The organism is Acinetobacter sp. S4400-12, assembly GCF_024129495.1.
Taxonomy (GTDB): domain Bacteria; phylum Pseudomonadota; class Gammaproteobacteria; order Pseudomonadales; family Moraxellaceae; genus Acinetobacter; species Acinetobacter lwoffii_C.
On the sequence record NZ_JAMXYB010000009.1, the window covers coordinates 1 to 24,360 of the forward strand.

A 24,360-nucleotide genomic window follows, 5' to 3' on the forward strand; every position below is an offset into this window, starting at 1 on the left:
AGCTGTTAAAGTTGTTTTACCATGGTCAACGTGACCGATTGTGCCCACGTTAACGTGTGGCTTATTACGTTCAAACTTAGCCTTAGCCATGAGATCTTCCTTTTTGAATTACTCATGCAGGATCGCTGCATGAGCACTTGGTTTTTAACTATAAATTAGTTTGGGCTTATAGTAATCCAAAGATTACTCGTCGTCACCTTTTTTACCGCCAGACTGGAATTTAGCAATAATGCCTTCCGCCACGTTACGTGGAGTTTCAGCATATTTAGAAAATTCCATAGAGTAAGTCGCACGACCTTGAGACATAGAGCGCATTTGAGTTGCGTAACCAAACATCTCAGCCAGTGGAACTTCAGCGCGAATGGCTTTAGTACCGCCAGGCAGATCGTCCATACCTTGAACCATACCACGACGACGGTTAAGGTCACCCATGATATCGCCCATATAGTCTTCTGGCGTTTCTACTTCAACTTTCATGATTGGCTCAAGAAGGATAGGATCCGCTTTCATGAAACCATCACGGAAGGCATAAGAACCTGCCATTTTGAACGACAATTCGTCAGAGTCGACATCGTGGTAAGAACCGTCGAACAATGTCGCTTTGATGCCAACTACTGGATAACCAGCAAGGACACCATTCTTCATACGTTCTTGGATACCTTTGTCAACCGCACCGAAGAACTCTTTAGGTACTACACCACCTACAACTTCTTCAGCGAATTCGTAATCTTTACCAGCATCTTCAGCAAGCGGTTCTAAACGTACGTATACGTGACCGAATTTACCTTTACCACCAGTTTGACGTACGAATTTACCTTCTTGTTCAACCGATTTTTTGATCGTTTCACGGTAAGAAACCATTGGTTTACCAATGTTTGCTTCCACACCAAATTCACGCTTCATACGGTCAACAATAATGTCCAGGTGAAGCTCACCCATACCAGCAATAATGGTTTGGCCAGATTCTTCATCAGTACGTACACGGAATGATGGATCTTCTTTTGCCAAACGGCCTAAAGCAACAGACATTTTTTCTTGGTCAGCTTTAGTTTTAGGCTCAACTGCAAGTGCAATTACTGGCTCTGGGAATTCCATACGCTCAAGTGTAATTACTGCATTTTCATCACACAGCGTATCACCAGTCGTTGTATCTTTAAGACCTACACACGCTGCGATATCGCCTGCACGAATTTCTTCGATATCCTGACGATCGTTTGCGTGCATCTGTACGATACGGCCTACACGTTCACGCTTCATTTTCACCGGGTTATAACACGGGCTACCCGCTTTTAGAACACCAGAGTAAACACGTACGAAGGTTAAGTTACCTACGAATTTGTCGTTCATGATTTTGAACGCAAGCGCAGAGAACGGTGCATCATCAGACGCTTCACGAGACGCTTCAGTTTCGTCTTTGTCGTTAAGGATACCCTTAATCGCTGCAACGTCAGTCGGTGCTGGCAAGAATTCAATCACCGCGTCCAACATACGTTGAACACCTTTGTTTTTGAATGCTGAACCACACATTGCCGGTTGAATTTCACAAGCTAATGTACGAGTACGTAAACCTGCAACGATGTCTTCTTTAGAAAGATCACCTTCTTCCAGGTATTTATCCATGAGTTCTTCTGATGCTTCAGCAGCAGCTTCGACCATGTTCGTACGCCACTCTTCAGCAGTCGCCTGAAGTTCAGCAGGAATCTCGCCGTATTCAAACTTCATACCTTGAGAAGCTTCATCCCAGATGATTGACTTCATTTCGATCAAGTCAACAACACCAGTGAAGTTTTCTTCTGCGCCCACTGGAACAACGACTGGCACTGGATTCGCACCAAGACGAGTTTTCATTTGCTCGATAACGCGGAAGAAGTTCGCGCCAGTACGGTCCATCTTGTTGATAAATGCAAGACGTGGAACGCCATATTTGTTTGCTTGACGCCATACAGTTTCAGACTGAGGCTGTACACCACCTACAGCACAGTAAACCATACACGCACCGTCAAGAACACGCATAGAACGCTCAACTTCAATCGTGAAGTCAACGTGTCCCGGGGTGTCAATTACGTTAATACGGTGTTGGTCGAACTGGTTAGCCATACCTTTCCAGAAGCATGTTACAGCTGCTGAGGTAATGGTAATACCACGTTCTTGCTCTTGTTCCATCCAGTCAGTCGTTGCTGAACCTTCGTGAGTTTCACCTAGTTTGTGGCTCTCACCTGTATAGAACAAAATACGTTCAGAGGTAGTTGTTTTACCTGCGTCGATGTGCGCAGAAATACCAATGTTACGGTAACGAGAAATTGGGGTTTGACGTGCCATGATTTCTAGCATTCCTAAATTTTGTTGTTTAAAACAGGACGCTTTAAGCTGCTAGCAACTTAAAGCGCTTTGATGACAATTGCGTGAAAGCAATGTTGTCATCTTCCTGATTAGGGCCTGTTTTATGTGCTTAGAAACGGTAGTGAGAGAAGGCTTTGTTGGCTTCAGCCATACGATGCACATCTTCACGTTTTTTAACCGCTGCGCCTTTGCCTTCAGATGCATCAAGCAACTCGCCAGCAAGACGTAAAGCCATAGTTTTTTCAGAACGCTTAGCAGCAGCATCTACCAACCAACGCATCGCTAGAGCAGTACGACGGGATGGGCGTACTTCCATAGGAACTTGATAAGTAGCACCACCAACACGGCGTGCTTTTACTTCGACCATAGGACGAACTTTTTCAAGCGTAGCTTCAAAAAACTCAACTGGGTCTACTTTAGATTTTTCTTGAACGCGTTCTAAAGCACCGTAAACGATACTTTCAGCAATAGATTTTTTACCATCTTGCATTACGTGGTTCATGAATTTAGCGATTGTTTGGCTGCTGAACTTAGGATCCGGAAGGATTTCACGAGCAGCAACTACGCGACGTCTTGGCATTTTAAACTACCTATATATATGACACTTCAGGTTAATCCAGCAGTAGCACAAAGTGTCATGTGCATTCGCTGGCCTTACTACACGTCGCTTGAATTTTCACAAAATTAAATGAAGAAATCAGACAAGCGAGACGATAAAGGATTACAGTTCTACAGTCTTAGAAAATTGTTCTTAAACAATTATTTCTTAGGACGTTTAGTACCGTATTTAGAGCGAGACTGGTTACGATCTTTAACACCAGCACAGTCTAAAGAACCACGAACAGTATGGTAACGTACACCTGGTAAATCTTTAACACGACCACCACGGATCAGAACAACACTGTGCTCTTGTAGGTTATGGCCTTCACCACCGATGTAGCTAGAAACCTCAAAACCTGAAGTTAAGCGAACACGGCAAACTTTACGCATTGCTGAGTTAGGTTTTTTAGGTGTAGTTGTGTAAACACGTGTACAAACACCACGGCGTTGTGGACAAGCCTTTAACGCAGGAACTTTAGATTTTTCAACTAAAGTCGTACGACCCTTGCGGATCAACTGATTTGTTGTTGCCATGTGGCAATTCTCCCGTTAATAAAAAGCCCCAAAAAACTACTACTTTTTGAGGGCATGCAATTGTAAGTCAAGATGGAAAATCGGTCAATATATCTGTGCCAGACAAAGTCCGATAAGTTCAAGACTTACACTATTCATTACAGCATCATTTACTGCTTGTTTTTTGATTTTTTAGCGGTATTTTTTGTAACATCTTCAGCTTTCTCGGTAGCTTGCGGCTGCTCAGCCTCCACTGCCTGATCCTTCTGTTCCGCCGCATCGATATTTTCTGCTGTAGTAACAGTTTCAATACTTTCAGTATTTTCTGATGGCAGGCCCAACTCTTCGTCCAAGGCGGCATCCGCATCAAAAGCATCTTTAGGAATTGCAGGCCGCTGCATGTGTTTATCTGCTACCGGCTCAACCAATTGATCTGTTAGTTTATCCAGCCCTTCTCTGACTTTTTCATCTTCTTTCACTTCAGCATCTTCAGGGCTCAAATCCTGTTGTTGTTTTTTAACCAGCTTCACCTGAGTGATATGATCATTTCCTTCAAGCGTAATTTCTTTGTCTAAAACTGGCTTGTCTGGGGCAGGAGCAACCTCCTCCGCATCATTTTTTTCCAGTAATTTCGGTGCAGCCTGCTCTAACAGACTCATCGCTTTTTCATAAGCTGAATATGGCGATAAACTGGCATCCTGATGCTGTAACAGATACTGACGTGCATGCGAGAAAACGTCCTGAGCTTTTTGATTCACATCATCCACAAAACGATGGCTATATACTGCACCAATTCCCGCACTAGCCAGTGGAGTCAGCTTAGTTAACTGCTCTAGAATAGAAAACTTCGACATATGGTTCATCCAGTCCCATTTCATGCTGCCATCTTCTTTACTGAGCCATTTTTTCAGAGCTTCGATATCATTATCCGAGCCCAGCATGTTCTGTAATTGAGAGAGATCATGAGTTTTAAGGGTATTGCTGATGGCTTTCAGACCAAGCAGCAAGGTCTGTTTTTCTGCAATCAGGCTGAGATCAATCTGTTTAAAAATATGCTGAACGATTTCTTGGTCATCTTCTTTACTCAGGTCGAAACCATAAGAACGGCCCACCTGATAAATGGTACGTAAAGCCAGTAATAACGACGCGGGAATATCAATTGCCGTTCCCACGACACCTGTGGTACCAGTCACTGCACCCTGTAGCGTAGCAATCCATTTATTCTGTTCGCCAAAAGCCTGAGAAAGACGCTTTGAGCGGTCTATGTCCTGAGTCAGCTCTTCCAGCTCTCGTGCACCTGCTTCATCCAGAATGGCATCAACTGAACTCATCTGGTTACTGAAATGATTTAAATGATCAAAGAAATAATCCGATACTTTTTCAGTAAGCTGCGGAGAAACAAAATGTGCCACGTTATTGACGGTATTAAAGCGACGGCCCAATAACTGACGGGAAACATTCGGGAGATGCTCACGCAACATCTGCTTTGGATTTTCATATTTTTTTGCTGTAAACGGACTTTTCACTTTGGCTGAACCCTCAATTATAGAATTATTATTTAAAACTTTACCGACTTTAGTAACCGAATCAGGTGCGACATGATGTAACAGATCCAATCCTGTTGAGCTGAACTTTTTCGCCACTCCAAACGCATTCGAAATCAGACCATTAGATGATTTATTATTAGCATTTCCCATTTTCCACCTCAGCATGCACGTGCTTGTATTTGGTATAAATACTAGGTGTAGTCAGCATTTATCTCAACCTTATTCTGTTTCATTTGGTAAAAGCCCCACCCAGCACTTTATGCACTCAATTCACTGTCACACGGCATAACATTTGCCATAAGATTTCAAAAACCTTTCTGCTATGATGTTCACCATCGTGAAACAGGTGTCAGCGCCATATTTCGCTGTTTTTACAAGGCCAAATATCTCCCTCTGACCCAGAGATAAACTATAAGGATCTGTAGATGAAACGTGTTGTCATCACTGGTATGGGTATTAACTCGTGCATCGGTAATACATTAGAGGATGTAAACCATTCTTTACAAAACGGGATTTCAGGAACACGTTTTAACCCGACTTATGCCGAACTGAATTTTAAAAGCCATGTCAGTGCAGCTGCTGAACAGAATTTCGATGGAATCGACCGTAAACTGAAACGCTTTATGGGCGTCTGCGCCATGTATGCTTATAACACGGCTATCGCAGCAGTTGAACATGCAGGCTTAAAACAGGAAGACCTGGCCAATAATCCGCGTTATGGTATTGCAGGCGGTTCTGGTGGCAACTCGACGGCATCTGTTGTAGAAATGGTTAAACTGCTGGAAGAAAAAGGCGCACGTAAAGTTGGTCCGTTCTTCGTACCACGCAACATGTCCAATACGATTACAGCAAACGTGGGCGTGGCTCTAAAACTTCAAGGTGTGGCACATTCAATCACCAGCGCATGTGCAACCTCTGCCGATGCCATTGGTTATGCGTACAACCTGATTCAGCTGGGCAAACAGGACCTGATGCTGGCTGGCGGCGGTGAAGAAGATCACTGGTCACAAAGCTTGCTGTTTGATGCAATGGGTGCGCTGTGCTCTAAATATAACGACACACCTGAAACGGCTTCACGTCCGTACTCGGCAGACCGTGACGGCTTCGTCATTGCTGGCGGTGGCGGTTTCGTAGTGCTTGAGTCTCTGGAACATGCGCAGGCGCGTGGTGCCAACATTCTGGCAGAAGTGGTGGCGTATGCGGCTAACTCTGATGGCGCGGATATGGTTGCCCCAAGTGGTGAAGGTGCAACACGCTGTATCCTGATGGCACTGGAAGAAGCCAAGCAACATGGTGTCGATAAAATTGACTATGTGAATACACATGGTACTTCGACGCCAGCGGGTGACGTGACCGAACTTAAAGCAATGGAGCGTGCATTTGGTGAAGGTCAGGTTCCCCCACTGAGTTCAACTAAATCTATGACCGGTCATAGCTTAGGTGCAGCGGGTGTTCAGGAAGCCATTTACTCAGTTCTGATGATGCAGAACGATTTTATTGCACCAAACATCAACGTGACTGAACTGGATGAAGGCGCAAAACCATTTGATATCGTACTTGAAAAACGTGATGCAAAACTGAATACTGTGATGAGTAATAGTTTCGGTTTCGGCGGCGTAAATGCCTGTCTCGTTCTCAAGAAATGGGAAGGTTAAGCTGCCCCAAATAGGGTGACTTGATGGATGCTCCTTCTGATGCTTTCTTGTGGGTAAAAGCATTACATATTATTGCTGTGGTATGCTGGTTCGCTGCCCTGTTCTACTTACCACGGCTTTATGTCTACCATGCGATGAGTGAAGATGCGATCAGCCATCAACGCTTCCAGATCATGGAACGCAAGCTGTACCGCGGCATTATGTGGCCTGCAATGATCGCCACCTTAATTACCGCACACTTTTTGGTAGATTGGGGCGATGCAACGCGCCACTATCATGAAGCCTTATGGTTTTACCTGAAAGTGGGTCTGGTCGGCTTACTGGTGATTTACCATCTGGTTTGTGGTTATTACCGCAAGCAACTGATGAAAAATGCGCATTACAAGTCCCATAAATTTTGGCGTTTTTTTAATGAAATGCCGACCTTCATTCTATTTGCAGTGGTGATTCTGGTGGTGGTTAAACCCGTCTTCTAATGTCATAACAAAATAAAAAAATCCCCGATCATTCGGGGATTTTTTTATTTAACCGTTACTCTCCAGAGAGTAGCTGTTGACGCTTGCGTGCACGTGGTTTGTATAACAGGTGATAAGTCGCAAATAAGATCATCAGCCAGAGCGGACTAATCATGAGTGCCTTCATGGTATCCGGTTCCAGGCTAAGAATGACCAGCGCGAAGAACAAAAAGATTAGCACGATATAAGACATCCAGATACCACCGGGCATTTTAAAGCTGGACGCTTCATGCTTTTCCGGCTGCTGCTTGCGGTAGCGGATATAACACACCATGATCAGGCTCCAGATACTGATAAACAGAATGACACAGAGCGCACTCGCTAAGGTAAAGGCTTCCATGGTATTCGGCACAAAATACTGAAATACCGCACCGGCCATAATAAAACCACAGGAAAATAGCAGGCCTTTAGCCGGAACTGCACGCTTGGAAAGCTCAGCCAGCCCCTGAGGTGCCTGTCCGCCACGTGCCAAACCAAACAGCATACGACTGGTGGAAAATACTCCACTATTCATGGAAGACATGACCGAAGACAGCACTACCAGGTTCATGATAATCGCTGAAACAGGAATACCTGCATGCAGAAACAGCGTCACAAATGGGCTTTGATCGGCTGGAATTTCTACCCACGGGGTCACTGACATAATAACCAGTAAAGACAGTACATAAAACAGGATAATCCGTGTCGGGATTGCATTCACGGCTTTCGGCAGATTCTTTTCAGGATCCTTGGTTTCAGCCGCCATTGTTCCTAACAGCTCCACCCCAACAAAGGCAAACATGGCAATCTGGAAGCCAGCCAGGAAGCCCATGGCTCCTTTCGGGAACATACCGTCATGTACCCAGACATTACTCAAGCTGGCAACCGAGCCATCAGGTGTCTGAAAATTACTAAAGATCATATAGCCACCGATGGCAATCAGACCCAGAATAGCCAGAATCTTGATCAGGGCAAACCAGAATTCAATTTCGCCAAACAGTTTGACTGTAAGCAAGTTAATTCCAAGTACCAGGAGTACACAACCCGCACTGATCAGCGCTTGCCCCAAAGGGGTAAAGACCATATCAGGTGGCAACCAGAAGTTCAGATAATTGATAATCGCGGCCAGATCGGCAATACCGACCAAAACCCAGCCCAGCCAGTAAGACCAGCCAATATAATAACCGGCACCCGGACCAATCAGGTCATGCGCCATATCAATAAAAGATTTATAGTGCAGATTGGATAGCAGAATTTCCCCTAATGCGCGCATCAGAAAAAAAAACATTGCCCCAATGATCATGTAGATAAATAAAATTGAAGGGCCTGCTAGCGCAATGGTTTTACCAGAACCCATAAACAGGCCTGTTCCAATGGCGCCACCAATCGCAATTAATTGTAGATGCCGGTTGGAGAGTTTACGTTGCAACTCATGGGGAGACGCTTGCGTCGCGTCAGTACGGGGAGGTGTTTTCATATCTGAACATCCTTTTAAACATCTACAGGACTTACAAAAAAACTCTTCAAATTCGATCCTGAACTGAAGAGTTAATGCTGCTCACCCCAAAGGAGTGAGCTTGAGCCTGTCTAATGTACTGCAGTTATTTACTAACCGATATAAAACCATAGTTCTATCTAGGCTTGAGCTGCGATCACCGCAATCTCGATCAACCAGTCAGGATTAACCAGATCGGCCTGAATGGTGGCACGCGCAGGTGTACCACAACCTTCCATCCAGTTAATCCAGAGCGCATTCACCTGTTGAAAATCCGCCAGATTTTTCACAAACAGCTGTGCAGACAACAGACGGCTTTTATCCGTCCCTGCCAGTTCCAGCAACTGATCAATCTTGGCCAGCACTTCTTTAGTCTGACCTTCAATATCAAGATGGGTACTGTCCGGTACCTGGCCTGACAGATAAACTGTCTGCTGATGAATGGTCACAGCACTCATGACCTGATTGCTGTTTAAACGTTGAATATTTGCATGTTCCGTCATGAATTGCTCCTCGGTTTGCATTTGATATTTTAAAATTTGCAGGCGTCTATTTGGATAGGCACCCGCGCTGTGATAGCACACATAAGTTCATAGCCTACAGTGCCTGAACCTGCTGCCACCTCATCAATGGGCAAAACAGCCCCCTTAACAGACTGCCCCCACAGCACCACTTCACTTCCAGGCTGTGCCTGCGGAACAGGCCCCAGATCAACAGCCAGCATATCCATACTGACCCGGCCCAAGGTGCGGGTTCTAATCCCATCGACCAGAACTGGAGTTCCGGTTTGGGTAATGCGCTGATAACCATCCGCATAGCCACAGGCCACAATTCCGACCTGCATTTCCTGCTCGACCACAAAACTGGAGCCATAGCCAATCGTATTGCCGGGTGGCACCTGCTGCACCGCAATCAGTTCACTGCGTAGGCTCATGGCCGGTTGCAAATTCCAGTGCGCGATACTATGCGCCGGATAGTCCGGTGAACTGCCATAGAGCATAATGCCGCTACGCACGATATCTGAATGCAGCTGCTGATGTCGGAGAATGGCTGCGCTATTGCTCAGCGAGATTTTGCCCGGCAGACCTTGGGTCGTTTGAGCAAAAACCAGTTGCTGATGTTCAGTGCCCTCTCGGCCCAAACGCATGCTATCGGCATCAGAGAAATGTGTCATATGGCTAATTGAGCGTATCTGCCGGATGCTTTGCAGTTCTTGAAATACTGCGGCATATTGTTCGGGCAGAAATCCGAGCCGGTTCATGCCGCTATTCATTTTCAGAAATACATCCAACTGAGCTTCTGGTTGCAGACTGACAAATGATTTAAGCCATTCCAGCTGATGCGGAGCATGAATGGCAAAGGCCATTGCATACTTGGCACAGTCAAATAAATCTTCTAGACCAAAGATACCTTCGAGCAATAATAGCGGTTTGTCGCAGCCCAAGGCTCTGAGACGTTTGCCTTCAGCAATATCTAGAAAGGCAAAGCCATCCGCCTGTTGCAAGGCCGGATATACCCGCTCAATGCCGTGCCCATAGGCATCTGCCTTAACCACGGCAAAGACCTGACTTTGGGCGGCAAAGGAACGGGCGACTTTCAGGTTATGTTTTAGTGCCTGTTGATGAATGACCGCGTGAATTGGACGTGGCATAACTCGCTTCCCTGAATCCAAAAATCCTTAAAAACTGCTTAAGCTGCCTGCTGATAACGGTTCAGCGACAAGCCCTCAGTACTGATTTCAGGCGTTTGACCCAACACCAGATCACTAATCAGCTTTCCTGAACCACATGCCATAGTCCAGCCCAAAGTTCCGTGTCCGGTATTCAGGAACAGGTTTTTATAACGGGTTTCACCAATAATCGGGGTACTGTCCGGCGTCATTGGACGTAAACCAGTCCAGAAACTGGCCTGCTCCATGTCTCCACCCGGGAACAGGTCACGAGTCACCATTTCCAGAGTCGCACGGCGATCTTCATTTAGGCCTAAATTAAAGCCGGTCAGTTCTGCCATACCACCCACCCGGATACGCTGATCAAAACGGGTCAGGGCAATCTTGTAGGTTTCATCCAGCACTGTCGATTCAGGTGCATGAGCAGCATCCACAATCGGAATGGTCAGTGAATAACCTTTCACCGGATAAACCGGTAAGTCCAGATGCAATGGTTTTAAGAAATCACGTGAATAACTACCAAAAGCCAGCACATATTTGTCAGCAGTCAGCACCTTGCCATTCACCATAACACCTTTGATTTGATCCCCTTCCACAATCAGTTTTTCAACATTCTGATTAAAGCGAAATTCAACTCCCATACCTTTGGCATAGTTTGCAAGCGCATTGGTAAACAGGTAGCAATCCCCAGTCTCATCATTCGGCAAATGCAGACCACCCACCAGTTTGTCCTTGGCTTCGGCCAGAGCAGGTTCAACCTTGGCCAGTCCATCACGGTCTAGCAGCTCAAATTCAACACCCGTTTCTTTCAGGACTTCAATATCTCGCTGGACTGCCTCTACTTGTGCCTCTTTACGGAAGATCTGTAAGGTTCCTTTAGAGCGGTTTTCATAAGAAATACCGATATCACGACGCAAATTGCGTAAACAGTCACGGCTATATTCTGCCACGCGCACCATACGTTCTTTATTGACGGCATAATGCTGGGCATTACAGTTTTTCAGCATTTGCGCCATCCATTTCAGCTGCCACAAGCTGCCATCGACATTAATGGCCAGCGGTGCATGATGCTGAAACATCCACTGCACAGCTTTAAACGGAATACCAGGTGCGGCCCATGGCGTCGAATAACCTGGAGAAATCTGGCCGGCATTACCAAAACTGGTCTCTTCAGCCGGCCCTGCCTGGCGATCAAGAACAGTGACCTCTGCTCCCTGCTGTGCAAGATAGTAGGCACTTGTGACTCCAATGACTCCACCACCCAGTACAATAACGCGCATGACATGATCCTCAATGACATTTATAGTTTATTTCACTAGTATATTTTTGGTTAAATAGTGAATTTCACTGTTTTATGAGGATTAATCCAGTGAATCAGCCAATTTTATCGTGCGAATTTAAAAAAGAGAGGAAATAACAAATGCGTAAACTGGACCGGGTAGACCGCATGATTCTAGACATCCTGCAACACGATGGACGGATTGCCATTAGTGAGCTGGCCGCCCGGGTCAACCTGTCGACAACGCCCTGTTCAGAACGGGTCAAACGACTGGAACGTGATGGTATCATCATGGGATATTACGCCCGTTTAAATCCCGCAAAGGTTGAGCGCAACTTGCTGGTTTTTCTGGAAATCAAGCTCTCTGCAAAATCTGGCGATGTTTTTGATCAGGTGGCGCGGGATTTAATCGAAATCCCGGAAGTACTGGAATGTCATCTAATTTCAGGTGAATTTGATTATCTGGTCAAAGCGCGTCTCAAAGAAATGAGTGCGTACCGTCGGCTACTCGGCGATTTACTCAAAAAATTACCCTCTTCTGCATCTTCGCATAGCTATATTGTGATGGAGGAAGTAAAAGAAAGTTTATATCTGGATGTCGGACTTTAAACGCTTGTTCAGACTCTTCCAAAACCTGAAAATAGCAAAGCCTCTATCCGAGGCTTTGCTATGAGATATTGATCTAAATAAAATGGATTCGGTTCCTCTGTTTAGATAGATCAAGAGGATCATTTAAACCTCAGGTAGGAATACGCAACACCTGACCCGGGAAAATATCATCTGCGTCTTTTAATAAAGGGCGATTGGCCTGAAAGATTTTATTATACTGGTTGGCATCGCCATAAAAATCCTTGGAGATTTTAGATAAAGTGTCTCCAGATTTGACGGTATAAAATTTACTTTCTGCTTCAGGATTGCTTACAGTCAACTGATCATCAACTTGGGCTACATGATCAATATTTCCCACTGCCAGAATAATTTTTTCACGGTCGGCCTGACTCTGTACTTTTCCGCGTACGGTAGCCAGATCGGTTGTCGAATTATAACTAATTGATAAACCGCTAATCGGTAGGCCCAAACTCTTTACATGCCCCAATAATTTATTGGCAACTTCTTGTGCAGAAGGTTCTGCTGCGGCAGCTTGTGGCGTAGTCTGTTGTGGCTCTGCTGCAGCCGTATTTTTCTTGCCTATCCCTTTTACGAAATCAAAAATCCCCATATCCCAACTCCTTTCTCATTGTTAATTAAGATCATTGTTATTAGTATAGTGAAAGCAGCAGATACAGAGTTATACATTGGTAAGCAAGAGTAATGGACTGTAAAGACTTTAAAATCTTTTTAGACAAAAACAAAAAAACCACCTGAATGGTGGTTTTTAAGTTCAGCCCAAGAGCTGAAAATCAGTAATTAACCCAGTTTCTTAGAAACATAGTCAATTGCAGATTGAACAGTAGTGATTTCGTTAGAATCTTCATCAGGAATTGTGATGTCGAAGTCATTTTCGAAAGACATAACAAGCTCAACCAGGTCTAGAGAGTCAGCACCCAAGTCATCCATGAAAGATGCTTCGTTTTTAATCTCTTCGACTTTGATACCAAGTTGTTCTGCAACCGCTTGCTTAACGCGTTGTTCGATATCGCTCACAGGAATTCTCCTCATTGCTTGTGGCGTTTTTAATGCCGTTAGTTTAATTGAATCTAAAAAATTTGGAAAGTTAATACATGTGCTGTTTAGCTCATGTATAAACCACCATTTACGTGAATGACTGTACCAGTAATGTAACTGGCTTTTTCAGAAGCCAGAAAACTTACCGCATTAGCGATATCCTGTGGGTCACCTAAACGGTTTAAAGCCACCTGATCACTCATCTTCTTGCGAATTTCTTCACTTAACTGCTCTGTCATTTCAGTCGCAATAAAACCTGGTGCAACTGAGTTGACTGTAATCTGACGGCTGCCCATTTCTTTGGCCAGACTGCGGCCAAATGCCTCAATTCCTGCCTTTGCCGCAGAATAGTTGGCCTGTCCCGGGTTGGCAAAGTGCGCGACCACAGAACTGATATTGATAATGCGGCCAAAACGCGCCTTGGTCATACCTTTCAGGACACGTTTAGACAAGCGATAGACGGCTTTTAGATGAATGTTCAGAATGTCATCCCAGTCATCTTCCGACATACGCAATAACAGGTTGTCTTTGGTAATTCCGGCATTATTCACCAGCACCAGTACCGAACCGAAGTCTTTTTCAATCTCGGTTACCAGCGCATCAATAGCAGCACCATCGCGCACATCCAGCACCTTGCCTGCACCCTGCTCTGCAAACTGTGCAGAAAGTTTTTCCGCACCAGCTTCAGAAGTTGCAGTTCCTACCACAAAATAACCGTCTTGAATTAATTGTTGTGCAATTGCCGCACCAATACCACGGCTTGCACCTGTCACCAAGGCAACTTTACGTTCCTGTGTCATGCAATTTTCCCTTCTGCCACCAATACGGTGTTTAGTGCGTCTTCCAGACGAGACTGAGTATCGAGTGGAAGTGCTTTTTCAATTTTTGGTAAACGTTTTGCCATATTGGCCAATACATTCCCCGGACCACATTCTACGATGTATTCAATTCCTTCATCTTGCAGGAATTGTAGGGTTTTGGTCCATTGTACCGACTCATAAAGCTGCGCCGTTAAAGCCTGACGAAGCGCATTAACATCAGTCGCTGCTTGAGCGCCTACATTTTGTAATACAGGTATACGCGGCATCTCAATGGCACTTTGTTCCAAAGCCTGAGCAAACTGCTCAGCGGCAGGCTTCATCAACGAGCAGTGAGATGGAACTGAAACAGGCAATGCAATGGCTTTACCGCCATTTTCTTTGGCCAGTGCCATCACTGCTTCAACGCGTTCCTTATTGCCCGCAACTACTACCTGACCTTGTGCATTATAGTTGGCTGCTTCAACCGAACCCTCACCTGCTTCAGTCGCCTGTGCACACAGTTCAATAACTTTAGCATCATCCAGACCCAGGATCGCTGCCATGGCACCCACACCCTGAGGAACAGCCGTTTGCATCAGCTTACCGCGCAGGTTCACCAGTTTCACAGCATCGCCTAGACTCAAAGCACCTGCTGCAACCAGCGCACTGTATTCACCCAGTGAATGACCGGCCAGATATTTTGGCGCTACACCGCCCAATTCCAGCCATACGCGCCATAAAGCAACCGAGGCAGTCAGCAGTACAGGTTGGGTAAATTCAGTCTGGTCTAAACCTTCACCGCTTTGAGCGATTTGCCACAGATCAAAACCTACCGCTTCGGACGCTTCTGCAAAGGTCTCACGAATACCAGCAAACGGTTCTGCCAGTTCAGCCAGCATGCCGGCTTTTTGTGAACCTTGGCCCGGGAATACAAAAGCAGTTTTGCTGGCTTGAGCTGCTTGTTCGAGCTGTTGAGCAGACATAAATAAATCCTTTCATTCAAGAGGTGGCTTTGAATTAAGGGTCATTTGATTGACCAATCCAACCACCTAACTCATGGTGGAGCGCAATTTAACATGGAATTTTGCTGTCTGTAATTGCCAAATACAACAAAATCTGCGGCTTTAGCTTTATAAAGACCAAAAGCAGACATAAAAAAAAGGGAGCTTAATGCTCCCATTTTTTCTACTAAGCTCTAACGCTTAATACATCACCAATTATTCAGCAGATGCTTTAGCGAATAATTGACGACCACGGTAGATACCATCTTTAGATACGTGGTGACGACGGCGAGTCTCACCAGTAGCTTGGTCTACAGTTAATGCATTCTCGGTTAAAGCGTCATGTGAACGGCGCATGTCACGGCGAGAGCGACTTTTACGGTTTTGCTGAACGGCCATGATGGCTCCTTACAAAGATCGAAAAAATGGATCAGAACAAATTCGATTGTCTTATACCTATGAGTATAACACAAAAATTAGTTAAGTTTACCCTTCAAAGCAGCCAAAGCTTCAAACGGATTATCCCGTTTTTCTTCAACTAACTCTTCTTGAGCAGGCTGGTGCTTATGCTCACAAACATCATGCTTAGGAGACAAAGGCAACAACAATAACAGCTCATCTTCTATCAGTGCCAGTAAATCAGCAGTCGCCGGTGCATCATAATCACCTTTGCTCGTTGCTTCACTTTCACCTAGGACGATGAAATCAGCATCCTCATCCAAGCGCTCTATCAGTGACTCATCATCTACAAGAGCCAAATGGAAATCTGAAACAAGTTCAATTTCTACAGGTTCCAGACAGCGCTGGCACTCCATAGGAACTTTTGTTTCAACGTGACCATCTAGCCATGCAATCCGATGATAGGCATCCATTGATAGCTTACAGTCTATGTTAATCAATTGATCATCAATTGATCCAACAGCTTCACGAGCAATACGAACAAAGCGGGATAAAGGCAGTTGACCTGACCATTTAAAGCCCTGTTCAGCCCATTTAAACGGCTCAATCTGTGCCGGAAAGGTATTTGCTGACATAATTAAGGCGGCAATTCTACAAATTCATCAGTACTCTGTCAAAGATTAAGATACAATTTTGTACTTATTTAGACAGACCATTTGGGTAACTTAAGTCATGCATCTGTTGCAGCCGCAAACAGAAGTGAATATTTCATCACTCGTTAGCACACTTTCAACGCCTGATTCTGATAACTCACTCAAGCAATTGCAACTCTCACTCTGGGCGAATTTATCCTCAGAAGCAGAACAGGTTGATTGGCTCATCTTACACTTTAATCACTGGTTTTCCCACTTAAATGTCAGCTTAGTTCGTGGTGATTTTGAACCAGAATATTTCCCGGCCAGCTCGGACGGTCCGGCAAGAATCCAGTTTGCTCATGGCTTTTTCAACAGCGCCCTGCATGAGATCAGTCACTGGACCATTGCTGGCGATGAGCGCCGCAAACTGCCAGACTTGGGCTATTGGTATGCGCCAGATGGCCGGACCCGGGAGCAGCAGGCCTTATTTGAACAGGTGGAAATCAAGCCGCAAGCAATTGAGTGGATGTTTGCCACCGCCTTTGGGCGTAAATTCCGGGTTTCTTTAGATAATCTGACTGGTGAAGGCGGGGATGGAACCAGCTTTAAAGACAATGTTCATGCCCAGGTGCAGCGCTATTTTAATGGCGACGCCAGACTGCCACGCGATGCCAATCGCTTCATTGAGTATATTTGCATCTGTACGCGGAATGGCGAAAGTTTACAAGCTCATGAGTTTTTACGTGAAATGCTTGATTAGATTACACAAATCTACCTGTTTATAATTGCCAGTGGCTCAATATGCGCTTCATAATAGAGCAATGGCAGAGTTTGGAGGAATATTTATGCTGCATTTACGTGTACACCCGGATAATCCGCAACCTCGTTTAATCAGCCAGGCGGTCGAGCGTATCCGTGCCGGGGATGTGATTGTTTATCCTACCGATGCGGCCTATGCGATTGGCTGCCAGATCGGAAATAAAAATGCCATGGAACGGATTGCACAGATTCGTGGACTTGGCCCCAAGCATCAATATGCTATTCTCTGCTGTGACCTGTCCGATATTGCGACCTACGCCAAAGTCGACAATGCCATGTATCGTTTGTTGAAAAACAATACACCGGCCGTCACTACCTTTATTTTACCAGCCACCAGTGAGGTGCCACGCCGCCTGATGCATCCAAAGAAGAAAACTATTGGGCTGCGTATTCCCAGCAATCAGGTCTGCCAGATGCTCCTTAAAGAGCTGGGGGAGCCTTTACTGACCTCCACCCTTATTCTTCCCGGTCAAGACGATCCTCTGGATGATCCTTTTGATATTGAAACCCAGCTCGGCAAGCGTATTGATGTATTTGTGGATAGTGGCTTGGGAACCTTAAGTACCACCTCAATTGTAGATCTTTCGGGGGAAAATCCGGAAATTGTGCGTCGCGGCGTAGGTGATGTAAGTGCTTTTGAGTAAATCCCGTAAATAGATTAAAAAAATACAGGAGGCATATAAATGGATTTATTTTATATCCTCCTGAATTACCATACCTTTCCGGCACATCAGCTGATTTACGCAGAACAGCCTTGGACCTTGCAATCAAGAGCCATCCTGGTCGAAGCTAGTTCTTCTCCGGTCTTGAATCTTGACCAGATTGAATATAGGTTCTTTCTTGAGCTTTCTTGGGTTCACAGACTTTTCCAGCTCTATTCAAACCAGAATTTATGTCTGGCCAGCAGCTATCAACGTATAATTGAATTTGCCTTACGGCAACAGTCCGATTGACGAATTCAGTACCTTTCTGTTCAATTCCAAGCTATAGATAATTTCAGCAAGTATTTTGAAGAGCTTCAAATACATAAACAACTTAAACCAAGAAAGTTCGATCTTGCACCTTTCATTTGTGGACGCTTTAGCCTCTGTGATTCTATATTTTTAAATCCTGGCATGATTCAAGAGAAAATTGACCATGCGATGTAGTGTATCGTTTGAAATTTCATGAGTTCATATCGCTCAATCAGATAATGCTGATCTATACTCATTTTCATGCACTCCAACACATCTAAACTCACCATAGAATTCTGCGAGAAGCTTTCACTCTATTGAGCTTTTTATAAGGATAGAGCAGATTTCAAATACATGAATAGTGGATTTAATTTCGCGTTTTTAGCAAAATTATTTTCAAACAATTTATTTAGCAAGTTTTTTACCGTACAATAGCGCCACCCTTTATGTGCTTTTTCTTTCGATACAATATCGAAGTCCTAGCCCTTTCATGCCTTTGAAAATTCGCGTGGCCTATAATTGTAATGAATCAAACGACCTCTAGTGTGGTGGAATCAGCTCTGCAAATCCGTGTATTGGATGAGTGGCAAGATCAGATTCCAGAGGACCTCTATATCCCGCCTGCCGCATTTGAAATTCTGTTAGAACATTTTGAAGGCCCACTCGACTTCTTAATTTACCTGATTCAGCGCAACGGTTTTGATTTATTACAGGTCGATATTGCACCGATTGCGTCACAGTATTTATCTTATATGAATGCTATGAAGTCCCTGAATATTGAGCTGACAGCTGATTATATGGTGATGGCCGCATTATTGGCGGATCTTAAATCGCGCTTACTGCTTCCCAAGCCTAAAACAACTTCAACTGTCGAGCAAGATCCAAGGCAGGAACTGATTGACCGTCTGGAAAATTATCTACGGATTAAACAGGCAGCAGAGCATCTGGGGCAGATGAGTGTTCTGGAACGTGACACTTTTGCTACCAATGTCAGCCTGGGTGAGTTTATCCAGTCCAATGAAGGCCACAATATTGACCTGCTCCGGGATGCGCTGCTGTGCGTTTTTAATCGTCCTGAACCAGTCATTCATCAGGTTCAGCAAGAACCGGTGTTACTCGAAGAGCGGATTGCTTATATTGAAAGTTGTATTGAATCGGGTGAAGTGCTGTTATTTGATGCACTATTAAAACCGAGTCAGGGCCGTATGGGCATGGTCGTGACTTTTATGGCCGTACTGGAACTGACTCGCCAACAAAAAATCCAGATTATTGCTACAGGCGTAGAAGCCCCGCTCGCAATTCAAGGAGCTCGCTCATGACCCTCGATCCAGCCAGTCCTTTATCTGCCGAAGATAACCGGCATGAAGTGTTAATGCAGCTTGAAGCGATTATATTCGCCAGTGATTCAGCCGTGTCATTGGCACGCCTCAAGGAAGCGTTTCATGACCGTTATAGCAAGCAGGAATTGCGCCAGTATTTACAACAGCTCTCGATGCTATTCCATGGCCGGTCCATTGAACTGATTGAAACGGCCCAAGGTTACCGTTTTCAAGTCCGTGCAAAATATCGTAAAATTATTGCACAGACCTGGCCTGAGCGACCAACACGTCTCTCGCCTGCTTTACTGGAAATACTTGCAGTCATTGCGTATCACCAGCCGGTCACACGAGCCGATATTGAACAGATTCGTGGAGTCACCAATAACAGCCAGATTTTGCGTACGCTGTTTGACTGGAACTGGATTAAGGAATCCGGGTTTCGTGAACTCCCGGGAAGACCTGCGTTGTTAGTCACAACGCCACAATTTTTGAACGCTTTTGGCTTAATCAGTTTAGGCCAATTGCCTCCCTTACAGAATGCCAAGGAAGCTTTTATGATGCTCGATACAAATGGATTGACATCATAAATAGGTGAACTGTTGATAATTATTTCTAAGGTTATGCTGTCATGAGTGAAAAATTGCAAAAGGTACTTGCACGTGTTGGTCTGGGTTCTCGCCGTTATATGGAAGAAGTCATTGCCGCTGGACGTGTAAGTGTAAATGGGCAAATTGCCCAAGTGGGAGAACGTATTGAACCAGGTGATGAGCTTCGCATTGATGGTCGTAAGGTTCATTTCCAGATTGAAGATGAAATTCGTCGTCGTGTACTGATTTATTATAAGCCTGAAGGCGAAATCTGTTCGCGTAATGATCCTGAAAGCCGTCCAACGGTATTTGATAATCTGCCTGCTCTGGCAAATGATCGCTGGGTAATGGTCGGCCGTCTGGATATTAACTCGACCGGGTTGTTACTGTTCACCAATGATGGTGAACTGGCGAATCGCTTGATGCACCCTTCAAATGAAATTGAACGTGAATATGCCGTTCGTGTCATGGGTGAAGTAACTCCACAATTGAAAAACAACATGCTAAAAGGTGTGGTACTGGATGATGGTCCGGCCAAGTTCGAGTCTTTCTCTGAGCTGGGTGGCGACGGTATTAACCGCTGGTATCAAGTAGTGGTAAAAGAAGGTCGTAACCGTGAAGTGCGCCGTATTTTTGAATCACAAGGTCTGAAAGTCAGCCGTCTGTTACGTACACGTTATGGCACGGTAATTCTGCCACGTGAGCTGCGTACAGGTCGCTGGATGGAACTGGATAAACAGGATATTGATAACCTGACCAAGGCAGTTGAGCTTAAGCCGCGCCAAGGTACGGGTCTATACGGTATGGCAAAACGCCGCAATGAGCGTATGCAGGAAAAACCGCTGGCAGCACGCCGTGGGGGGTATTTGCGTCAGCAACGTCGTGATACCGATGATCAGCCACAAAATACTCATGGCCGTGAAGACAGTGGTTTTGTACGTCGCGAAAACCAGAACGGTACCCAGTTCGCACGTCGTGACAATCGTCATGAACAGGGTTTTGGTCGTCGTGAAGAGCGTGATGAAAATGCACCGCGTCGTCCTTATGGCATCAACAAAGGCTTTAAAAAGTTTTAAGCTTTCATTAAGGTAGAGTCACTTCGGTGGCTCTTTTTTTTGCAAGAACAATAATAATGACCCAATATTATCATCTTGTGGCACCTCAGGCTTCCCGGCTTTATGGTTTCTACATACTAATGCTAGTGCATTTTATGCTGGTTCATTACAGCAGCTGGCAAAGAGCAGATCCAGAACGCCGCTCTATCTCTTTCAACGATCTTGATTTTATTCTTGCTTTCATTACACAGCCTATGTAAATGCTAGCTCTATGGATCTGTATACCGATCGGATGTTCTCTATTATTGGTAATCAGCCACCATATTATAAAAACCTATCGAGTACTTGTTATTTCCGAGGGCAATACCGCTTGGGCGCTCTTTGCTGATCCTTCTCATAAGATATGTAAATTCAGTAAGGTTCAACAGATGTAATCTAGTGTGACTTCTCCTGCAGATCAGCAGCAGACTGGGCTGCTCCGCTTCCATACAGCCGCACAGGATCATGATCTTAACCTTAGTCTGTTCAGTACAGCCGACCAGAATCTGATACCTATGCAGCTATCCCACCTGTTTCCTGAGAACATCGTTCAGTCATAAAAAATGCCCAACAATGTGGGCATTTTGATTTGGAACTTAAAATATTATTGTGGAATCCCTTGCGGAATGGCGCTGAGTAAACGCTTGGTATATTCATGCTGCGGAGATTGATACAGTTCATCTGAATTGGCGATTTCTACCAACTCCCCATGATTCAGTATCATGATCTGATCAGAAATATATTTCACTACCGACAAATCATGCGAAATAAAGATATAGCTCAGGCCAAATTCATCCTGTAAATCCTGTAGCAAATTCAGTACTTGAGCCTGAACCGAGACATCTAGTGCCGAGACCGATTCATCACAGATCAGAATTTCAGGCTTGAGCGTCAGGCAACGTGCAATCGCAATCCGCTGACGTTGTCCCCCTGAAAACTCATGCGGATAACGATCAAAGGCCTGCACGGGCAGGCTGACCCGTTTCAGTAGCTCCAGTGCCAGCTGTTTACGTTCTGCATCATTCGCACCAATACTATGAATCTGCATTGGTTCCATCAGGATTTGTCCTACACTAAAGCGTGGATTGAGTGAGGCATAAGGATTTTGGAAAACGATCTGAATCTTGCGTTGGTATGGCTTAAATTCTTTTTCTGACATGGACAAAATATCCTGTCCCTGAAACAGGGCCTGACCGCCTGTAGCTTGGTGTAAACGCATCAGCAACAGCCCAATGGTGGTTTTCCCAGAACCTGACTCACCAACCAGACCCAAGGTTTTACCTTTGGCCAGCTGAAATGACACCCCCTTCACTGCCTGAAATTCTTCTTTTCGAAATAGGCCTTTGGGGCTATAAAATGATTTATTCAGATCGCGTACATCCAGAATAATTTCTTCATTGCCCTTTAAGCCTCGGCTACGTTCTGTCAGTTTTTCAGGATTTGGAGGCACATTTTCAAGCCATTGCTCTCCTTTTTGCTGGATAAAGTCACTGATTACCGGCAGACGCTGTGGCCGATGAGAAAGCTGAGGCCGACAATGTAAAAGCGCTTTGGTATACACGTCTTTTGGATGCTCAAGTACGGATTTGACTGCTCCCTGTTCACGGATTTCTCCATCACGCATTACAATGACCTGATCTGCAATTTCAGCGACCAAGGCCAAGTCATGACTAATCAGCAAAATTGACATTTGCCTGCGCTGACGCAAGGATTCAAGCAAGTCTAGAATCTGCTTTTGAATGGTCACATCCAGCGCTGTGGTCGGTTCATCGGCAATCAGGAGTTTAGGTTCGCAGGCAATCGCCATGGCAATCATCACCCTTTGCTGCTGTCCACCAGATAGTTGGCCCGGATAAGCATCAATCCGGGCTTCCGGTGAAGGAATACCCACTTCCTGCAACAGCTCCAAAGTTCTCTGACGGGCCTGTTTTTTATTCATGCCCAAATGCAGTCTTAATACTTCTGCAATCTGCATACCAACCGTAAAGACCGGATTGAGCGAAGACATGGGTTCCTGAAAAATCATGGCGATGTCTCTTCCACACATCTGGCGCATTTTACGGACAGGTAGTGTAAGCAGATCCTGTCCTTCAAACATAATTTTACTGTCGGGAGAAATCTGGCTATTTTCAGGGGCCAATAGTCCCATGGTGGCCAGCGCAGTCACAGATTTTCCACTTCCCGACTCTCCGACCAAGGCTACGGTGGTATTGGCGGGGATCTCGAACGAAATACTTTTGACCGTTTCAATATATTGTTGATGTTCATCTTTAAAACTGACGCGCAGGTTTTCTACACGGAGCAATACAGGGGCTGGATGAAAGTTCTGATCAGACATGTTGGCTCCTATTTCAGTTTGGGATCTAATGCATCACGCAGTGCATCGCTAAACATCGAAAATGCCGTCACCAACACCGCCATGGCAATGGAGGCGGCTGCCAGTTGCCACCATTTTCCTAAAATCAGCTCACTTTGTGCTTCATTCAGCATGCTGCCCCACGACACCACACCTGTCGGTACGCCAAAGCCCAAGAAGCTTAAAATCACTTCAGACTTGATAAAGGCCACCACCAGAATGGACATCTGTACCAGCGCAATATGGCTTACATTGGGAAAAATATGCACAAACATACGCCGCATATGGCTGACCCCTATAGCTTTGGCAGCCATTACATATTCACGTGAAGTGTGCTTCATATACTCAGCCCGTACCAGACGAAATACCCCGGTCCAGCCCGTCAGCCCTAAAATCAGGATAATGGCTAGAATACCTTTTTGCTGCAATACCGCCGCAATGGCCAGTATCAGTAACAGATAAGGAATTGAGGTAAAAATATTATAAAACCAGTTCAGTGCATCATCGACCCAGCCACTGAAATACCCTGCGACTGCACCCAATAACGTGCCGATAGCCACCGACATTACTGCGGCAACCAGCCCCACCAGAATCGAAGTTTCTGCACCTTTAATGGTTTTTAGCAGTATATCCTGTCCCCATTTATCTGCACCAAAAATCAGGCTCTGTTTCAGCTCATTGCGCTGATCTATTAACTGGCCTCCCAGTTCCTGTTCGATGGCCAGCATATCTTCAGCCAAAGGATCGACCACCCTATAATCCTCTATGATCTGACCTGCTCCCTGCACAGTAGCAACTTGCAGATTTAATGCCGTGCCGTTATTTTGTAAAGGCTCGACTGGTTTTCCTGATGCCGCTCTGAGCTGGCTTTCTTCAGGAAATGAAACCTCGACTGCCGGGGTACTCTTCATAAAAGTGGGAGGTGCATAGCTCACCGCCACTTCCTGATCCCAGTCTTTGGCAAGCATGCCACTGAGAGATAAGATCAGCAGCAGAAAATAGAATCCAACAATCCACAACGACAACATGGCAATACGGTCACGCTTTAGACGGCGCCAGGCCAGTTGCCATAATCCGCTTGAGGCAGATGCAGCTGTCTGGTGAGCCTGCGTTCGTTTTAAAATGGCACTCAGCATACCT

The 24,360-nt window shown here is 45.3% G+C and carries 26 protein-coding genes; 9 read left to right on the plus strand and 17 right to left on the minus strand.

Annotation, left to right across the window (positions count from 1 at the left end; all coding sequences use genetic code 11):
* The 5 genes from NI461_RS05910 to NI461_RS05930 form a co-directional block, all read right to left on the minus strand.
* Positions 1 to 90 (minus strand): GTP-binding protein (locus NI461_RS05910; RefSeq protein ID WP_072292276.1); only part of this gene is annotated, 90 nt, incomplete at its 3' end.
* A 93-nt stretch (positions 91 to 183) separates the two neighbouring features.
* The gene (gene fusA, locus NI461_RS05915) at positions 184 to 2,319 is read right to left on the minus strand and encodes an elongation factor G (RefSeq protein WP_151203691.1); all 2,136 of its coding nucleotides are present in this window, start codon (positions 2,317 to 2,319) and stop codon (positions 184 to 186) included.
* A gap of 130 nt (positions 2,320 to 2,449) precedes the next feature.
* Positions 2,450 to 2,920 (minus strand): 30S ribosomal protein S7, encoded by a 471-nt coding sequence (gene rpsG / locus NI461_RS05920; RefSeq protein ID WP_151203689.1) that lies wholly within the window; start codon positions 2,918 to 2,920, stop codon positions 2,450 to 2,452.
* 179 nt (positions 2,921 to 3,099) lie between these two features.
* A complete protein-coding gene (gene rpsL, locus NI461_RS05925) occupies positions 3,100 to 3,474 on the minus strand; it encodes a 30S ribosomal protein S12 (RefSeq protein WP_002050319.1) in 375 nt (124 codons plus the stop codon).
* Positions 3,475 to 3,623: 149 nt separating this feature from the next.
* Positions 3,624 to 5,150, minus strand: coding sequence for an EcsC family protein (locus NI461_RS05930; RefSeq protein ID WP_253156835.1), 1,527 nt, complete (start codon positions 5,148 to 5,150; stop codon positions 3,624 to 3,626).
* Between the two features lie 275 nt (positions 5,151 to 5,425).
* Here NI461_RS05930 and NI461_RS05935 point away from each other — a divergent pair, with 275 nt between their 5' ends.
* Both NI461_RS05935 and hemJ read left to right on the plus strand, forming a co-directional pair.
* Positions 5,426 to 6,655, plus strand: a complete 1,230-nt coding sequence (locus tag NI461_RS05935; protein WP_253152226.1) for a beta-ketoacyl synthase N-terminal-like domain-containing protein — start codon at positions 5,426 to 5,428, stop codon at positions 6,653 to 6,655.
* A gap of 23 nt (positions 6,656 to 6,678) precedes the next feature.
* Positions 6,679 to 7,131, plus strand: a complete 453-nt coding sequence (hemJ, locus tag NI461_RS05940; protein WP_151205609.1) for a protoporphyrinogen oxidase HemJ — start codon at positions 6,679 to 6,681, stop codon at positions 7,129 to 7,131.
* 55 nt (positions 7,132 to 7,186) lie between these two features.
* On the opposite strand, the gene NI461_RS05945 is transcribed toward hemJ, so the two are convergent.
* From NI461_RS05945 to NI461_RS05960, 4 genes are all read right to left on the minus strand, one after another.
* Positions 7,187 to 8,626 (minus strand): amino acid permease, encoded by a 1,440-nt coding sequence (locus NI461_RS05945; RefSeq protein WP_253152224.1) that lies wholly within the window; start codon positions 8,624 to 8,626, stop codon positions 7,187 to 7,189.
* A gap of 158 nt (positions 8,627 to 8,784) precedes the next feature.
* On the minus strand, positions 8,785 to 9,147 hold the full coding sequence (locus NI461_RS05950) for a RidA family protein (protein WP_151205607.1): 363 nt from the start codon (positions 9,145 to 9,147) through the stop codon (positions 8,785 to 8,787).
* 29 nt (positions 9,148 to 9,176) lie between these two features.
* Positions 9,177 to 10,295: an alanine racemase gene (gene alr / locus NI461_RS05955; protein WP_253152222.1), complete on the minus strand. Its 1,119-nt coding sequence runs from the start codon at positions 10,293 to 10,295 to the stop codon at positions 9,177 to 9,179.
* A gap of 38 nt (positions 10,296 to 10,333) precedes the next feature.
* On the minus strand, positions 10,334 to 11,593 hold the full coding sequence (locus NI461_RS05960; RefSeq protein WP_174659404.1) for a D-amino acid dehydrogenase: 1,260 nt from the start codon (positions 11,591 to 11,593) through the stop codon (positions 10,334 to 10,336).
* Positions 11,594 to 11,733: 140 nt separating this feature from the next.
* On the opposite strand from NI461_RS05960, the gene NI461_RS05965 reads away from it, so the two are divergent.
* Positions 11,734 to 12,201, plus strand: a complete 468-nt coding sequence (locus tag NI461_RS05965; RefSeq protein ID WP_151205518.1) for an Lrp/AsnC ligand binding domain-containing protein — start codon at positions 11,734 to 11,736, stop codon at positions 12,199 to 12,201.
* 130 nt (positions 12,202 to 12,331) lie between these two features.
* Here the strand turns inward: NI461_RS05965 and lysM are convergent, their stop codons facing one another.
* From lysM to NI461_RS05995, 6 genes are all read right to left on the minus strand, one after another.
* Positions 12,332 to 12,811 (minus strand): peptidoglycan-binding protein LysM, encoded by a 480-nt coding sequence (gene lysM / locus NI461_RS05970; protein ID WP_151205519.1) that lies wholly within the window; start codon positions 12,809 to 12,811, stop codon positions 12,332 to 12,334.
* A gap of 188 nt (positions 12,812 to 12,999) precedes the next feature.
* On the minus strand, positions 13,000 to 13,236 hold the full coding sequence (gene acpP, locus NI461_RS05975) for an acyl carrier protein (protein WP_004893297.1): 237 nt from the start codon (positions 13,234 to 13,236) through the stop codon (positions 13,000 to 13,002).
* An 86-nt stretch (positions 13,237 to 13,322) separates the two neighbouring features.
* A complete protein-coding gene (fabG, locus tag NI461_RS05980) occupies positions 13,323 to 14,057 on the minus strand; it encodes a 3-oxoacyl-ACP reductase FabG (protein WP_151205520.1) in 735 nt (244 codons plus the stop codon).
* Positions 14,054 to 15,040, minus strand: coding sequence for an ACP S-malonyltransferase (fabD, locus tag NI461_RS05985; RefSeq protein WP_253152220.1), 987 nt, complete (start codon positions 15,038 to 15,040; stop codon positions 14,054 to 14,056). The genes fabG and fabD overlap by 4 nt, the downstream gene beginning before the upstream one ends.
* Before the next feature lie 234 nt (positions 15,041 to 15,274).
* Positions 15,275 to 15,457 (minus strand): 50S ribosomal protein L32, encoded by a 183-nt coding sequence (gene rpmF, locus NI461_RS05990; protein WP_151204915.1) that lies wholly within the window; start codon positions 15,455 to 15,457, stop codon positions 15,275 to 15,277.
* A 77-nt stretch (positions 15,458 to 15,534) separates the two neighbouring features.
* The gene (locus NI461_RS05995; RefSeq protein WP_151204914.1) at positions 15,535 to 16,092 is read right to left on the minus strand and encodes a DUF177 domain-containing protein; all 558 of its coding nucleotides are present in this window, start codon (positions 16,090 to 16,092) and stop codon (positions 15,535 to 15,537) included.
* A 97-nt stretch (positions 16,093 to 16,189) separates the two neighbouring features.
* On the opposite strand from NI461_RS05995, the gene NI461_RS06000 reads away from it, so the two are divergent.
* From NI461_RS06000 to rluB, 6 genes are all read left to right on the plus strand, one after another.
* A complete protein-coding gene (locus tag NI461_RS06000; RefSeq protein WP_253152217.1) occupies positions 16,190 to 16,852 on the plus strand; it encodes an elongation factor P hydroxylase in 663 nt (220 codons plus the stop codon).
* Between the two features lie 85 nt (positions 16,853 to 16,937).
* On the plus strand, positions 16,938 to 17,555 hold the full coding sequence (locus tag NI461_RS06005) for an L-threonylcarbamoyladenylate synthase (RefSeq protein WP_174659401.1): 618 nt from the start codon (positions 16,938 to 16,940) through the stop codon (positions 17,553 to 17,555).
* Positions 17,556 to 17,594: 39 nt separating this feature from the next.
* On the plus strand, positions 17,595 to 17,864 hold the full coding sequence (locus tag NI461_RS06010; RefSeq protein WP_253152215.1) for a hypothetical protein: 270 nt from the start codon (positions 17,595 to 17,597) through the stop codon (positions 17,862 to 17,864).
* 524 nt (positions 17,865 to 18,388) lie between these two features.
* Positions 18,389 to 19,183, plus strand: coding sequence for a segregation/condensation protein A (locus NI461_RS06015; protein WP_253152213.1), 795 nt, complete (start codon positions 18,389 to 18,391; stop codon positions 19,181 to 19,183).
* Positions 19,180 to 19,770, plus strand: coding sequence for an SMC-Scp complex subunit ScpB (scpB, locus tag NI461_RS06020; RefSeq protein ID WP_151204909.1), 591 nt, complete (start codon positions 19,180 to 19,182; stop codon positions 19,768 to 19,770). Before NI461_RS06015 ends, scpB begins: the two co-directional genes overlap by 4 nt.
* 41 nt (positions 19,771 to 19,811) lie before the next feature.
* Positions 19,812 to 20,846 (plus strand): 23S rRNA pseudouridine(2605) synthase RluB, encoded by a 1,035-nt coding sequence (gene rluB, locus NI461_RS06025; protein ID WP_151204908.1) that lies wholly within the window; start codon positions 19,812 to 19,814, stop codon positions 20,844 to 20,846.
* 622 nt (positions 20,847 to 21,468) lie between these two features.
* On the opposite strand, the gene NI461_RS06030 is transcribed toward rluB, so the two are convergent.
* Together NI461_RS06030 and NI461_RS06035 are read right to left on the minus strand one after the other, a co-directional pair.
* Positions 21,469 to 23,202: an ABC transporter ATP-binding protein gene (locus NI461_RS06030; protein WP_253152202.1), complete on the minus strand. Its 1,734-nt coding sequence runs from the start codon at positions 23,200 to 23,202 to the stop codon at positions 21,469 to 21,471.
* Between the two features lie 8 nt (positions 23,203 to 23,210).
* Complete coding sequence (locus tag NI461_RS06035) at positions 23,211 to 24,356, minus strand: ABC transporter permease (RefSeq protein ID WP_253152200.1); 1,146 nt, start codon at positions 24,354 to 24,356, stop codon at positions 23,211 to 23,213.
* Positions 24,357 to 24,360: the final 4 nt, after the last annotated feature.